This window comes from Sphingomonas sp. 2378 (genome assembly GCF_038084995.1).
In the GTDB taxonomy this organism is placed as follows: domain Bacteria; phylum Pseudomonadota; class Alphaproteobacteria; order Sphingomonadales; family Sphingomonadaceae; genus Sphingomonas.
This window is the reverse complement of the sequence record NZ_JAXCMJ010000011.1, coordinates 91,524-105,687: the sequence shown is the minus strand read 5'-3', so window position 1 is coordinate 105,687 and position 14,164 is coordinate 91,524. Positions and strand designations below refer to the sequence as shown.

Here is a 14,164-nt window from a genome sequence, read left to right as displayed (position 1 = left end):
ACGCATCGCTACCCGCTTCGACCGCAACATCAAGAACTTCCTCAGCGCAATCGCTTTCGCTGCCGCCGTCATCTGGTGGTTATGAGTCCGGACCCTAGTTGTTGTTGCGCTTGGCGTGGTGCGGCTGCACTTGCTGGATGGCGTGAGCGAGGGCGAGTGCTGCGTCGAGGTGCTTATTGTCGACCACCGGCGCCTGGTTCACGCGGCGCATCTTGTCGAAGACGCGATAGGGCAGGACTTCGCCGTCGTGCTGGATCTCGAGCCGGCCATCCGGATACTCGCACACATCCACCTTCTTGCGGGCGAGGCCCTGTGCGACCGGGGACGGCCCCAGGATGAACATCGCCTTGTTGTAATGGAGGGTGAGGGCGCCCGTGACTGTGCGCTGCTCGCGCCAGACCATCTCGGCTTCGAGGTTCTCGTGGATGGCGAGCGGCCGGTGCAGATCGCGCGGGTCGAAGGGCGCCTTGGCGAACCGTTGATTGTGCTGCACCATGTAGGAGGGGAGGAAGGCGTTGGCTTCGTCGATGGTGTTGATGCGGTGGAGCCGCATCGCCTTGACGAGCCGGTCCTGCAGCGTGGCATTGGCGCGCTCCACACGGCCCTTCGCCTGCGGCGAGTTTGCGCAGATCAGCTCGATGTTCAGCCGGTCCAGCGCGCGCCCAAGATGGGTCATGCGGTCGCCGTTTGCCGAGGCCGTGTTGTTGCGGAAGGCGCTGTGCTTGTCCGTGTAGAAGGCGACCGGCTTGCCGTGCCGCTCAAGATATGTCCGCGTCGCGCGCATGTACGAGAAGGTGCTCTCGCTCTCGACCATCTCGAGGTGCATCAGCTCGCTCGTGGCGTCGTCGATGAACACCAGCAGCGTGCATTGCGGGCCGCGGTCCTCGAACCACCAATGTTTTGAGCCGTCGACCTGGACCAGCTCGCCGCGACGGTCGCGCCGGTAGCGGGGCTGATAGGGGCGAGGGCGCCTAGCTGCGCGGTCTTTCCAGAGGCCGGCTTCCTTCATGATCTGTCGCAGCGTTTCACACGACAGTCCCAGACCATGGCGCTCGGCGAGGTACTCGCGCGCGAGCGTCGGGCCGAAGTCGGCATAGTGTTCGCGCACCAGCGCGACGACTTCGGCGCGGAAGGCATCGCTAAAGCGCCGGTTGCTCGGCCGCCCGCGCTTGCGCGAGACGAGGCCCGCAGCGCCTTCCTGCCGAAGACGGCGGAGCAGCCGGTAAATTTGCCGCCGCTGGAGGCCCAGCAGTTCCATCGCGTCCGGGATCCGGATCTCGCCGCGGAAGGCTATGACACCGGCAACCCGCTGACAGCACCGGCAGTGCCATTTCTATCTAGCACAGTGGTGTCATTTGTATCTGGTGCTTACATTCCTTATGTTTGATAATATCTATTATGTAAAACAATGCTAGTTGGGTTCGTTGAGGATGAGCACGCCTCGCTCCATTCTCCACGACCGCAGCCGTCGCAGCACATTCATTCCGATGACGTCCTGATTGCCGAAGCTGGGCGATACGATCGCGCCGACGTCGTTCAATTCGATGGGCCCGATCGCGAGATGGCGGACCGTCATATGATCGGCAGTGACCCTGCCATTCGCGGTTTCGACCATCGTAGCGAACGGACTTTCGCCCAGGTCGAGCCCGGTGGCCTTGGCTGTCGCCTGCGACAAGGCGGTCGTCGTGGCGCCGCTATCGATCAGCATACGTCGTTGGACACCGTTGATCCGGACATCTGCCCAGAAATGTCCGTCCTCCGCCACCGCGATACGTACCACGCCCTCCGGCGCGCCACGGCCCGGCAGAAGGCTACTCAGCCGGTCACGCTGTGCGACAACCAGAAAGGCCATGCCGAAGATACCGACCCACATCAACGCCATACGCAGCGTCTGGCCGATCGGAATGCGCCGAGCCGCCAAGGCGCTCAGCGGCAGCAGGAGGATCAGGCCATAGTATAGGAAGTCCATGACCCGATCCGTACTCACGGTATCAGTTCCAACCCATCATAGGCCGGACGAACAGCGAGCGGCAGTTCGCCGCACAGTGTGGCATAGTCCATCGAATGATCCATATGGATCAACACGCTCTGTCGCGGTTCGAGTTCGTCAATCCATTCGAGAACCGTCGGAAGATCGGCATGCGCGGGATGCGGATGGCGTCGCAGCGCATCCACGACCCATAGATCGACATGACGATAGAGATTCGCCATCGGTTCTGTTAACTGATGAAAATCAGTAGCATAACCAATGCTCCGGCCATCGCAGTCGAAGCGCAGCCCCGCAGAGAATATCCGGCCATGCGGCTGATCGAGCGACCGGATACGGATCGGCCCGATCGCGATATCGTCCTCCAGCACCGTCATGGTGGCGGTCGGCGGATAGCCCGTCTTCCCCTGAAACACATAGCCGAAGCGGCGCTGCAAGGCTTCCGCCGTCGCGGGGCGTGCGTAACCGGCGACCGGATGCCCCAGCGCATGGTAGATCTGCCGGACGTCGTCGATGCCGTGGCAATGATCGGCGTGGTCATGCGTCCAGATGATCGCATCCACCGTCCCGACCTCGGCAGCAAGCAACTGCTCGCGCATATCGGGCCCCGTGTCGAGCAGGATGCGCGTTCCGTCATGCTCGATCAGCGCCGAGCATCGCATACGCCGATTGCGGGGCTCGGTAGGGTCGCATGCTCCCCAGTCATTGCCGATCCGAGGGACGCCGGAGGAGGTGCCGCAACCCAGAATGCGGATCTTCACGCGGCGGTCTTCGCGAACAGACGATGGAAGTTTTTCACCGTCGCGCGGGTCAGAACGTCCAATGGCTCACCGCGCAGATCCGCGAGGAACGCTGCGGTATCGGCAACGAAGGACGGCTCCCCCGTCTTGCCCCGATGCGGAACGGGGGCCAGGAACGGCGCATCGGTTTCGACGAGCAACCGGTCGAGCGGCAGGCGCGCGGCGGTGGCCTGCAAATCCTTGGCGTTCTTGAAGGTCACGATACCCGAAATGGATATATAAAAGCCTAACGCCAAAGCCTTATCGGCGAAATCTCCGCTCGCCGTGAAACAGTGGATGACACCGGGATAGGCCCCCTTCCCCATTTCTTCGGCCAGGATTGCGGCGGTATCGTCCTCCGCATCGCGCGTGTGTACGACCAGCGGCAGACCGGTTTCGCGACAGGCGGCGATGTGCGCGCGAAAGCTCGCCTGTTGCCGTTCGCGGTCGCTGTGATCGTAATAATAGTCCAGCCCGCTTTCGCCGATGCCGACGACGCGCGGATGCGCGGCACGCTCGACCAGCTTGGCGGTGTCGACATGGGCATGGGCGTCGGCCTCATGCGGGTGGATGCCGATCGTCGCCCACACATCGGGTTCGCGCTCGGCCGTGGCGATCACCGCATCCCATTCGCTCTCGCGAGTCGATATGTTGAGCATGGCCGTGACCCCACGGTCCCGCGCGCGGGTCAGGATCGCGGCCTGATCCTCGACCAGCCCCTTGTAGTTGAGGTGGCAGTGGCTGTCGGCCAGCATCAGGCGTCGGCCTCGGCCGGAATTTCGAGACGGGGAAAGGCCGGGGTCGGCGGCGACAGGGCAATACCGCTGGATGCGCGGCGGGCATACCAGCCGTCATCGTCGATCGCCGCATGATCGCGCTCCTCGGCCCCCAGCGTGTCGAGCACCAGCCCTGCCCCACGCGGCGTGACCGGCAGAATGGCGATGGCGAGCATCCGGATCGCGCGGACCAACGTCCCCAGCACGGCATGCATCCGCTCCGGGTCGGTCTTGCGCAGCGACCATGGCGCCTGCACATCGATATACTGGTTGCAGGCATAAACGCCGCGCATCCACGCCTCGATCCCCTGGCTCAGCATCAGGTCATCGAACGCGGTCTTCAACCCGGCACAGGCGACCACGACCTCCTCGATCAGGACCGCATCGGCGGGATCGGCGCGACCCGGCTCGGGAAGTTCGCCGTTCAAATTCTTGGCAATGAACGACAAGGTCCGCTGGGCGAGATTGCCGAAGCTGTTGGCCAGTTCGGCGTTGACCCGCGTCACGATCGCTTCGGCGGAATAGGAACCGTCCTGACCGAAGCTGACCTCGCGCAGGAAGAAATAGCGCAGCGCATCGACACCGAAGGCATCCGCCAGCCCCATCGGATCGACGACATTGCCGACCGATTTGGACATCTTCTCACCCCGGTGGAGCAGGAAACCATGGCCGAACACCGACTGCGGCAAAGGCAGGTCCGCCGACATCAGGAATGCGGGCCAATAGACGGTGTGGAAGCGGACGATATCCTTTCCGATCAGGTGCAGATTGGCGGGCCAGAAGCGCGCCAGCTCGCTGTCCTTGTTGGGATAGCCCGTCCCGGTCAGATAGTTGGTCAGCGCGTCGACCCAGACATACATGACATGGCCGGGGCTATCCGGCACCGGCACCCCCCAGTCGAAGCTGGTGCGCGACACAGACAGGTCGGACAGGCCGCCCTCGACGAAGCGCATCACCTCGTTCCGGCGGCTTTCCGGGCGGATGAAATCGGGATTGTCGCGGTAGAGGTCGAGCAGTGGCTGCTGGTATTTCGACAAACGGAAGAACCAGGTCTCCTCCGCTGTCCATTCGACCGGCGTTCCCTGCGGCGACAGCTTGGTGCCGTCTTCCCCGGTGGTCAGTTCGGACTCGTCGTAAAAGGCCTCGTCACGGACCGAATACCAGCCCTCATAGCGATCGAGATACAGGTCCCCCTTGTCCTGCATCGCCTTCCAGATGGCCTGGCTGGCGGCATAGTGATCGGCGTCGACCGTCCGGATGAAACGATCATAGCTGATATCAAGACGATCAGCCATCACGTGAAAATGGCTGGACATTTCGTCGGCGAAGGTGCGCGTGGAAATGCCGCGTGCGCGCGCCGCCTGGGCCATTTTCAGGCCGTGCTCGTCGGTGCCCGTCTGGAACAGCACGTCGCGCCCCGCTTGGCGCTGGAACCGCGCGATGACGTCCGCTGCGACCATTTCATAGGCGTGGCCGATATGCGGACGGCCATTGGGATAGTGGATCGCGGTGGTGATATAGAATGGATCGGCCATGCCCGGTCCCTAGAACATCGCTTCGTGCAGGTGAAGCCCGACTGGCTCAGCCGCGCAAAGTCCAGGCTAGCCATAGCCAGCCCAGGATCAGGATCGATCCGCCAATGGGCGTCACCGCGCCCAGCCAGCGCGGCGCACCGAACGCCATCGCATAGAGGGTGCCCGCGAAAATCCCACTGCCGATGACGAAAGCCCATGCGACACCCCGCGCCTCCATGCGAAGCGCGACAAGTGCGGCAACCGCATGGATGAGTTGATACTGGCCGCCGGTCCGCAGCCACTCGACCGCGATCCCGTCGGCCCGGTGCGCGCCGAACGCCCCCGCGGCGATGGCGATCGCGCCTGACAAGGCCGCCAAGATACCCAGTAACGCCATGGTCAGACCTTTCGTTCGTCCTGCGTGATGATCCTGTCGTTGGCCGCCCGCAGGTCCCCCGACGCGGCCTGTGCCGCCAGCCGTTCCTTGTCGCGCGCCCGGTACATGGTTTCGACCCGGTCGATCTCCGCACGATCGATCTTCAGGCTGTCCATCGCCAGGCGTGCCATCTTGACCGCCGACTCCAGTACCTCCCGAACCACATAGGAGGCGGGCCCGCCTTTCAGCCGCAGGACGGCGCGGCGATCATAGGCGCGCACGAACAGCGAAGCGTTGGGGAAGGCCGCATGGACGCTTTCCAGAAGCTCCAGCGTGATCTGATCCTCGTCGAGGCAGAAAAGGATCAACTCGGCCTCCGCCGCCCCGGCCTGTCGCAGCAGGTCCAACCGGGTGCCGTCGCCATAATAGACCTTCGCCCCGAACTCGGCGGCGATGTCGATCATCTCGATATCGCGGTCGATCAGGGTGACGGGAATGTCGCTGGCGATCAGCATTTGGGCCACCGTCTGTCCGAACCGGCCATAGCCGACGATCAGGGCGTTGGCGCCGTCGGTGACCGGGCCCTCGCGCTTCTCGCCGCGCATGATGACTGGTTCTTCGCGGATGCGGCGAGTGGCCGCCATCAAGAACGGGGTCGTCGCCATCGAAAGGGTGATGATCGCCCCGAACAGGCTCGCCGCCTCGGGCGCGATCAGATAGCCCGCCCGCGCCTGCGCGAACAGGACGAAGCCGAATTCGCCACCCTGGCTCATTAGCAGCCCGAGCGCGAAGGCCGAGCGCCAGTTCATCCGGAAGGCAAGGCCGATCAGGAAGATAACGAAGGTCTTCGTCGCGATCAGCGCCAGGGCCATGACGGCGACGAAGATCGGCCGCTCGATGATCGCGGGCAGATTGAGCATCATCCCGACTGCCAGGAAGAACAGGCCGAGCAGGATCGATCGGAACGGCTCGACATCCGCCTCCAGTTCGTGCCGATACGGACTGTCGGCCAGCATCACCCCGGCGATGAACGCCCCCAGCGCGGTCGAGAGGCCGAGCAACTCCATGATCGCGGCGCTGGCGATGACGGTAAAGAGCCCGGCGAAGACGAACATCTCCCGCTCGCCCATATTGCCGATCAACCGGAACAGCGGGCGTAGCAGGAAGCGGCCCGCCACGATCAGGCCGATGATCGCCGCCCCTGTTTCCAGAGCCAATATCCATCCCGGAGGACCGGCATGATCCGCCGGATTCCGCGACATGGCGGCAACGATCGTGATCAGCGGGACGATCGACAGGTCCTGAAACAGCAGGATCGAGAAGGCCCGCTCGCCAAAGGGGGTGCGCAACCGCCCGGAGGATTGCAGCATCGGCAGGACCTGCGCCGTCGAGGACAGGGCGAGCGGCAGGCCGAGCGCCAGGGCGGCTTCCATCGAGAAATGGGCGAGCAGCACGATGCCCGTGATCGCCAGGCCGCATGCCGTTACCTGAAGCAGGCCCAGACCGAAAATCTCATGCTTCATCCGCCACAAGCGGGCCGGGTTCAACTCCAGCCCGACGATGAACAGCAGGAGCGTGATGCCGATCTCGGCGATGCCCAGCTTGGACTCCGCGTCCCCGACCAGCCCGAGGACATGCGGGCCGACGACCGCTCCCGCGACGAGATAACCTAGCGTCGCACCTAGACCGAGGCGACGAAAGACCAGAACGAACGCCAGGCCAAAGCCCAGCAGGATCGCCCCATCCCTCAGCAGCGAGATCTCGCTGTGCATCAGCGGGGACCCTGCGCCACGGCGTCTTGGGCCGCATCCTGGGCGGCCTGTGCGGCGGCCTCAAATGCCAGGCGGATGGAGGGATGGCGTGCGCTATAGGTCAAGGCGGGCGCGAAGACGTTCATGCCAGGCCAGTCGGGGACTTCCCTCCGCGTACCGGCCAGCCATTCGGCCAGGGAATCGCGCGCCGCTGCCAGCTCGGTCACGCTGCGACCGATGACATTCGCGGACAACAGCGCCGACGATGCCTGACCCAAGGCGCAGGCCCTGACCAGCATGCCGATCTCCGCCACCCGGCCATCGGCGTCCAGATTGATATCCACGGTGACCCGGCTCCCGCAAATGGGTGAGCGGCGCTCGACGCTGGCCATCGGGTCGGGCAGGCGCCGATCATGCGGAATGGCGGTGGTCAGCCGCAGGATCTCGGCATTGTAGAGAGGGGCGTTCATGATGGGGTCTCGCTGGCATTGGCCGTGCCGCTGTCGTTGGATGGGGTCGGCGCGCCGAAGACGGGCAGGCCGCGACGACGGCGGTCGACGAAGTCGGCAATGCCCGCGCTGGTGGCATTGAGCAGCTTATAGGTGCGGCTCTTCACCATCCATTCGGGTCGCCTTGCCGGGCCGCCGCTGACGGTGTCGATCATCAAAGCGACGACCAGGAAGACGAGGCTGGCGAGGATCAATCCCTTGAGCGCGCCGAAGCCGAACCCCAGCGCGCGGTCCACCGGGCCCAGGACAGAGGTGCGCGTCCGGCTGCCGATCGCGCGAGCGACCATGCGCCCACCCAGATAGGTGAAGCCGACGATCAACGCGAAGGCCAGCACCGCCGATCCCGACACCGTCCCGACCAGCCCGGTCAGCGCCTGTGCCAGCGGGATATGGAATAATTTGAGCGCTGCCACGATCGCCACCCAGGCGAACAGCGCCAGAACCTCGGTCACGAAGCCGCGCAGAAAGCCTTGAATGGCCGCGCCGAACACTGCGATCAGGACAAGAATATCGAGGGCAGTCAATGCTTTCTATCCCGTACCTTATCCCGAGCGCTACAAACGGGCCATCTCCGCTATGGCGCGAGGAACGGACATGGCGGCGCCTGACGCTCTTCGCTACCCCCGGCCCAGCATATGGTCAACGAACTCGGCCAATGTCCGGAAGCCCGTCATCCGCAAGCCCCCTTCGTCCCCCGCCATCGCGCGGGGCACCATCGCCTTTTCGAAGCCGAGCTTGCCCGCCTCCTTCAACCGCAATGGGCCATGGGCGACCGAGCGGACTTCCCCTGAAAGGGCGATCTCACCGAAGACGATCGCGTCGGCGGGCACCGGTCGCTCCGACAGCGCCGAAATCAGTGCGGCGGCGACGGCCAGATCGGCGGCGGGGTCCTGCACCCGGTATCCGCCCGCGATATTCAGATAGACTTCCGCCGAGGAAAAGCTCAGCCCGCACCGCGCCTCCAGCACCGCCAGGATCATGGCGAGGCGGCCCGTGTCCCACCCCACCACCGCCCGCCGTGGCGTCGCACCCGATGCCAGGCGGACGGTCAGCGCCTGGATCTCGACTAGCACCGGCCGCGTCCCTTCGAGCGCCGGAAAGACCGTCGCGCCGGTGACGCCCTCTTCACGACTGGTCAGGAACAGCGACGAGGGATTGCCGACCTCGGTCAGCCCTTCGGTCTGCATCGCGAAGACGCCGATTTCGTCGGTCCCGCCGAAGCGGTTCTTGATGGCGCGAAGGATGCGATATTGATGGCTGCGCTCGCCCTCGAAGGCGAGGACGGTGTCGACCATATGCTCCAGCACGCGCGGACCCGCGATCGATCCGTCCTTGGTCACATGGCCGACCAGCACCACGGCGGTGCCGCGTTCCTTGGCGAAGCGGATGAGTTCCTGGCCCGATGCCCGGACCTGGCTCACCGTCCCCGGCGCGCCCTCGATCAGGTCGGAATGCATGGTCTGGATCGAGTCGATGATGAGCAAGGCGGGCGGCGTGCCGATCGACAAGGTGGTCAGGATATCGCGAACCGACGTCGCCGCCGCCAGCCGGACCGGAGCCTGCCCCAGGCCCAGCCGCCGGGCCCGCAGACGCACCTGATCGGCCGCCTCTTCGCCCGAGACATAGGCGACCGGCCGCCCCGCCATGGCCAGCTTCGCCGCCGCTTGAAGGAGCAGTGTCGACTTGCCGATACCCGGATCGCCGCCGATCAGGGTTGCCGATCCTTCGACAAATCCGCCACCCAGCGCACGGTCCAGTTCGCCAATGCCCGTCTCCATCCGGTCGGGGAGTGGAATGTCGGCGTCGAGCCCGACAAGCTGGATCGCCCGTCCCCCGCCCTGAAGATTATGCTTGGCCGCGAAAGGCGTGACCTGAACCGGGGCCTCTTCCAGCATCGTGTTCCATTCGGAACAATCGGGGCATTGCCCCTGCCAACGGGACGATACCGATCCGCAGGCTTGGCAGACATAGCGCTTTTGAACCTTGGCCATGCTTTCCATCTAATCGGCCCGGAACGAAAATGGAACATCGTTCGCGATCCGGCTCGGGATAGTTTTTGATGGTCTATAGTTTTTGATGGTCTATATCGCTATGGGGCGGCCTCCATGACCCCAGACCCGTTTCGCGTCGCGTTGTTCAGCGGCAACTATAATTATACCCGCGACGGCGCGAACCAGACGCTGAACCGGCTGGTCGGGCATCTGCTCGATCGCGGTGTGGCGGTCCGTGTCTATTCGCCGACCTCCGCGACGCCCGCCTTTCCGCCGGTCGGCGATCTGGTCGACGTGCCCGCCATTCCGATGCCGTTTCGCGCCGATTACAAGCTGGCGCGCGGCCTGCCTGCCAAGGTGCGTGCCGATCTGGAGGCCTTCGCTCCCAATATCGTCCATGTCTCCGCGCCCGAATTTCTGGGCCATGCGGCGGTTCGATGGGCGCGGGAAAAGGGCGTAGCCTCGATCGCGTCGGTCCATACGCGGTTCGAGACCTATCCGGCCTATTACGGCCTGGGCTTTCTGGAGCCGGCGATCATCCGGCTGCTCACCCGTTTCTACAACCGGTTCGACCGGATCGTCGCGCCCAGCCCCAGCATGATCGCGCTGTTGCGCGGCTGGGGTGTGACGCCTCCGATGGGCATCTGGTCGCGCGGGATCGATCATGACCGGTTCCAACCCTCGCGCCGGAGCCTGGAATGGCGGCGGTCATTGGGTATCGCGGACGATGAGGTGGCGATCGGTTTCCTGGGGCGATTGGTCAAGGAAAAGGGCCTCGACGTCTTTGCTGAGGCGCTGGCCGAACTTCGCCGTCGTGGCGTGCCGCACAAGGTGCTGGTCGTCGGCAAGGGGCCCGCACAGGAGTGGTTCGCCAAGGCGACGCCCGATGCGATCTTCGCGGGCTATCAGACCGGGGTCGATCTGGGCCGTGCCGTCGCGTCGATGGACATCTTCTTCAACCCCAGCGTCACCGAGACGTTCGGCAACGTCACGACCGAGGCGATGGCGGCAGGCGTGCCGGTGGTGGCCGCCAATGCGACCGGCGCGATGGACCTCGTCGCGGATGGGGAGACCGGCTATCTGGTCGGCGCGCGCGATATCCCGGGCTATGCCGACGCGCTGGAGCGGATCGCGACCGACGCCGCCCTGCGCCGCCGGTTCAGCGAGGCGGGGCACGCCCGCGTCGCCGATTACCGATGGGACAAGGTCAACGACGCCGTCCTCGACGCCTATCGCGCGCTGTTCGCCGAGCGAGGCTGAGTCACCCCTCGCGCCAATCGAAGGTCAGCGGCGCCTCGCGAAAGGCGAAGCGGTCGAGGTGGCTGGACACGACCTCCCGCATCCGGGCGGTGTCTTCGCCGTCCGGCACCGTCAGGACGATATCCAGCGTCTCGCTATCCGCTCGCATGTCCAGCTTCGATCCATTGGGGAACAGGATCGTGCCTTCCTCCGGCGTGAAGTCGACTTCCATCTTGTGCGACCAGTGCTTGGCAAGCTGCTGGAGGTAGCGGCTGGCCGATAGGGTCGGCACGCGTGCGACGGACCGGCTCATTTCAGGCGCTCCACCTTCTGGGCGAGTTCGTCGATCATGGCAGCGACGTCGTGGATCATCGCCTGGGACGCATCGCCCGCGCCGAAGCGTTCGCCCAGCGCCATTTTCAGCCCACCCATGGCCCGCCGGATCGGCGCGGCATCGACCCGCTGCCGATGCTCGCCCAGCGCCTGGAGACGCGCCAGCAAAGCCTCGACCTGCTCGGCATTCTCCGACAGGTGCGCACGACCGGAGTCGGTGGCCGCGAAACGCTTCTTGGCCCCTTCGGAGCGCTGTTCCTCGATAAAGCCCATCTCGTCGAGCAGGGTGATGGTCGGATAGATGACGCCGGGGCTGGGCGCATAGGCGCCGCCGGTCATTGCCTCGATCTCGCGGATCAGGTCGTAACCATGGCGCGGTTCGTCGGCGATCAGCTTCAGCAGGATGAGGCGCAACTCGCCGCCGTCGAACATCCGCCGGCTGCGCCCGCCAGGGCCCCGGCGACGATGCTCTCCGTCGTTAAGCCGCTCGCCCCAGTGGAAGAAGCGCTCGACGTCCATCTCCGGTGCGAAGCCATGCCGTGCGGCGTGATGGCGACGATGACCGCCGCCGTGTGAAAAACGAAACATGAGGGGTCCTCGATATGAATTGATGCACTCAAGATATATCTCAGGTTCGCCACGTCAAGATGCTTTGCGATATATCTTAAGACGTCAGGGTGACGTCGCGCTCCGCACCCCTTACATGATGCTCATGGCCGATCTGTTCGCGGGCATGGAGCCCGCCCCCCTTCCCACCACCGTCCCCGCTGATGCGCCGCTGGCCGATCGTCTGCGCCCTGCCCAACTGAGCGAGGTCGTGGGACAGGATCACCTGACCGGGCCGGAGGGCGCGATCGGGCGGATGGTCGCGGCGCAGCGACTGTCGTCGATGATCCTGTGGGGGCCGCCGGGTACGGGCAAGACGACGATCGCGCGCCTGCTGGCGGCGGCGGTCGGCTTGCGATTCGCGTCGATCTCCGCGGTGTTCTCGGGCGTGGCGGACCTGAAGAAGGTTTTCGCGGAGGCGCGCGAACATTCCCGCATGGGCCAGCGGACGCTGTTGTTCGTTGATGAGATCCACCGCTTCAATCGGGCCCAGCAGGACGGGTTTCTGCCCTTTGTGGAGGATGGCACGGTCACGCTGGTCGGCGCGACGACCGAGAACCCCTCCTTCGAACTCAACGCGGCATTGCTCAGCCGGGCACAGGTGCTGATCCTCCATCGGCTGGGCCAGACCGCGCTCGAACAGTTGCTCACGCGTGCGGAGGCGGAGATGGAGCGCCCCCTGCCCCTGCAATCGGCGGCGCGAGAGGCGCTGATCGCCAGTGCGGACGGCGACGGTCGGTTCCTGCTCAACCAGGCCGAGACGTTGTTCGCCGTCGACCTGCCCGAACCGCTCGACGCCGCCGGGTTGTCGGCATTCCTGCAAAGGCGGGTCGCGGTCTATGACAAGGATCGCGAGGGGCATTACAACCTCATCTCGGCGCTCCACAAATCGATCCGGGGATCGGACCCGCAGGCCGCGCTCTATTATCTCGCCCGGATGCTGACGGCGGGCGAGGAGCCGCTCTATGTGCTGCGCCGCCTGACCCGAACCGCGATCGAGGATATCGGGCTGGCCGATCCGCAGGCGCTCAACCAGTGTCTGGCCGCCAAGGATGCCTATGAGTTTCTGGGCTCGCCGGAGGGTGAATTGGCGATCGTCCAGGCCTGCCTCTACCTGGCCACCGCGCCCAAATCGAACGCGGCGTATAAGGCGCAGAAGCAGGCGTGGCGGATCGCCAAGGAGACCGGGTCGCTGATGCCGCCCGCCAACATCCTGAACGCGCCGACGAAGCTGATGAAGCAGATCGGCTATGGCGCGAACTATCAATACGACCATGACGCAGAGGGTGGCTTTTCGGGCGCGAATTACTGGCCCGACGAATTGCCGCCGCAGGATTTCTACGCGCCTTCGGGGCGTGGCCTGGAAAAGCGCATCGCCGAGCGGATGGCATGGTGGGACGAGCGACGGCGGGCCCTGCGCGATCAGGACGGGGAGGTTGGTGATCGCGGCTGACCGTTTCACCGGCTTTGTCGCGATCGACTGGTCGGGCGCTCATGGCTCCTCGCATAACGGCATCCGCCTGGCGATGTGCGAGGTCGGACAGACGGCGCCGGAAATCGTCGCGCCACCGGGCCGTGCGTGGTCGAGGGAGGGCGTCGCCGACTGGGTGCTGGAACGCGCCGCCGAGCCGTTGCTGATCGGCTTCGACTTCAGCTTTTCGGCGCCTTTCGTCGCCCGTGGCGCGCATCTGCCCGGCGAGACCCCGACCGCCGATGCGCGCGCACTCTGGGCCTATGTCGACGAGAGCTGTGACGATCCCGATCTCGGCGCGCGGAGCTTTTTGGAGGCGCGGCGCGGGCGGCATTTCTATTTCGGTGCCGCCGATGGGAACAAGGCCGACTTCCTCCATTGGCGGGCCTGCGAGGTGGCGGCGGATGGTGGGCGGAAGCCTTCGACCGTCTATGATGCGATCGGCGCGTCGCAGGTCGCCAAGGCGAGCTTCGCCGGGATGCGGTTGCTTCGCCGGCTCGACGGTCGGGTACCGGTCTGGCCGTTCGATCCCGTGCCGCCGGCGGGCGCATTGGTGGTCGAAATCTATACATCCATCGCCGCCAGAGACGCCGGGCGCCCGCGCGGGCGAAGCAAGATGCGCAGCGCCGAAGCTCTGGACGACGCGCTGACCCATCTGGGCAGCGAACCGCATGGGACGCTGCAACGCTATGACGATCACAGCACCGATGCGATCCTGACTTCGGCCTGGCTGCGCAAGATGGCGGGACGCGATGATCTCTGGCATCCGGCGGGCCTTTCTCCCCTGATCGCGCGAACGGAGGGCTGGACCTTCGGCGTTTCTTGAAGCATG

15 protein-coding genes are annotated in these 14,164 nt (G+C 65.1%); 3 read left to right on the top strand and 12 right to left on the bottom strand.

Going from position 1 to position 14,164, the window contains the following annotated elements:
- Positions 1 to 94 precede the first annotated feature (94 nt).
- From SM191_RS08160 to radA, 10 genes are all read right to left on the bottom strand, one after another.
- Positions 95 to 1,276, bottom strand: coding sequence for an ISNCY family transposase (locus tag SM191_RS08160; RefSeq protein ID WP_341505750.1), 1,182 nt, complete (start codon positions 1,274 to 1,276; stop codon positions 95 to 97).
- Between the two features lie 135 nt (positions 1,277 to 1,411).
- Positions 1,412 to 1,987: a retropepsin-like aspartic protease family protein gene (locus SM191_RS08155; protein ID WP_341505743.1), complete on the bottom strand. Its 576-nt coding sequence runs from the start codon at positions 1,985 to 1,987 to the stop codon at positions 1,412 to 1,414.
- Positions 1,984 to 2,748 carry an MBL fold metallo-hydrolase gene (locus tag SM191_RS08150; RefSeq protein WP_341505742.1) on the bottom strand — a complete coding sequence of 255 codons (765 nt, stop codon included), beginning with the start codon at positions 2,746 to 2,748 and terminating at the stop codon, positions 1,984 to 1,986. The genes SM191_RS08155 and SM191_RS08150 overlap by 4 nt, the downstream gene beginning before the upstream one ends.
- Positions 2,745 to 3,521, bottom strand: a complete 777-nt coding sequence (locus tag SM191_RS08145; RefSeq protein WP_341505741.1) for a TatD family hydrolase — start codon at positions 3,519 to 3,521, stop codon at positions 2,745 to 2,747. The genes SM191_RS08150 and SM191_RS08145 overlap by 4 nt, the downstream gene beginning before the upstream one ends.
- A complete protein-coding gene (gene metG / locus SM191_RS08140; protein ID WP_341505740.1) occupies positions 3,521 to 5,077 on the bottom strand; it encodes a methionine--tRNA ligase in 1,557 nt (518 codons plus the stop codon). Before metG ends, SM191_RS08145 begins: the two co-directional genes overlap by 1 nt.
- 46 nt (positions 5,078 to 5,123) lie before the next feature.
- Entirely contained in the window at positions 5,124 to 5,453 is a 330-nt protein-coding gene (locus tag SM191_RS08135; protein ID WP_341505739.1) for a DUF423 domain-containing protein, read from the bottom strand.
- 2 nt (positions 5,454 to 5,455) lie between these two features.
- A complete protein-coding gene (locus SM191_RS08130) occupies positions 5,456 to 7,204 on the bottom strand; it encodes a cation:proton antiporter domain-containing protein (RefSeq protein ID WP_341505738.1) in 1,749 nt (582 codons plus the stop codon).
- Positions 7,204 to 7,653 carry an iron-sulfur cluster assembly scaffold protein gene (locus SM191_RS08125; RefSeq protein ID WP_341505737.1) on the bottom strand — a complete coding sequence of 150 codons (450 nt, stop codon included), beginning with the start codon at positions 7,651 to 7,653 and terminating at the stop codon, positions 7,204 to 7,206. The genes SM191_RS08130 and SM191_RS08125 overlap by 1 nt, the downstream gene beginning before the upstream one ends.
- Positions 7,650 to 8,216, bottom strand: a complete 567-nt coding sequence (locus SM191_RS08120) for a CvpA family protein (protein WP_341505736.1) — start codon at positions 8,214 to 8,216, stop codon at positions 7,650 to 7,652. Before SM191_RS08120 ends, SM191_RS08125 begins: the two co-directional genes overlap by 4 nt.
- Before the next feature lie 93 nt (positions 8,217 to 8,309).
- Positions 8,310 to 9,683, bottom strand: coding sequence for a DNA repair protein RadA (gene radA, locus SM191_RS08115; RefSeq protein ID WP_341505735.1), 1,374 nt, complete (start codon positions 9,681 to 9,683; stop codon positions 8,310 to 8,312).
- A gap of 114 nt (positions 9,684 to 9,797) precedes the next feature.
- On the opposite strand from radA, the gene SM191_RS08110 reads away from it, so the two are divergent.
- Positions 9,798 to 10,943: a glycosyltransferase family 4 protein gene (locus tag SM191_RS08110; RefSeq protein ID WP_341505734.1), complete on the top strand. Its 1,146-nt coding sequence runs from the start codon at positions 9,798 to 9,800 to the stop codon at positions 10,941 to 10,943.
- 1 nt (position 10,944) lies between these two features.
- On the opposite strand, the gene SM191_RS08105 is transcribed toward SM191_RS08110, so the two are convergent.
- Positions 10,945 to 11,235: a DUF2218 domain-containing protein gene (locus SM191_RS08105; protein ID WP_341505733.1), complete on the bottom strand. Its 291-nt coding sequence runs from the start codon at positions 11,233 to 11,235 to the stop codon at positions 10,945 to 10,947.
- Positions 11,232 to 11,843 (bottom strand): PadR family transcriptional regulator, encoded by a 612-nt coding sequence (locus SM191_RS08100; RefSeq protein WP_341505732.1) that lies wholly within the window; start codon positions 11,841 to 11,843, stop codon positions 11,232 to 11,234. The genes SM191_RS08105 and SM191_RS08100 overlap by 4 nt, the downstream gene beginning before the upstream one ends.
- Before the next feature lie 124 nt (positions 11,844 to 11,967).
- Between SM191_RS08100 and SM191_RS08095 the strand changes: the two genes are divergently transcribed.
- Positions 11,968 to 13,314, top strand: a complete 1,347-nt coding sequence (locus SM191_RS08095) for a replication-associated recombination protein A (protein WP_341505731.1) — start codon at positions 11,968 to 11,970, stop codon at positions 13,312 to 13,314.
- Positions 13,304 to 14,158, top strand: a complete 855-nt coding sequence (locus SM191_RS08090; protein WP_341505749.1) for a hypothetical protein — start codon at positions 13,304 to 13,306, stop codon at positions 14,156 to 14,158. The genes SM191_RS08095 and SM191_RS08090 overlap by 11 nt, the downstream gene beginning before the upstream one ends.
- Positions 14,159 to 14,164 lie beyond the last annotated feature (6 nt).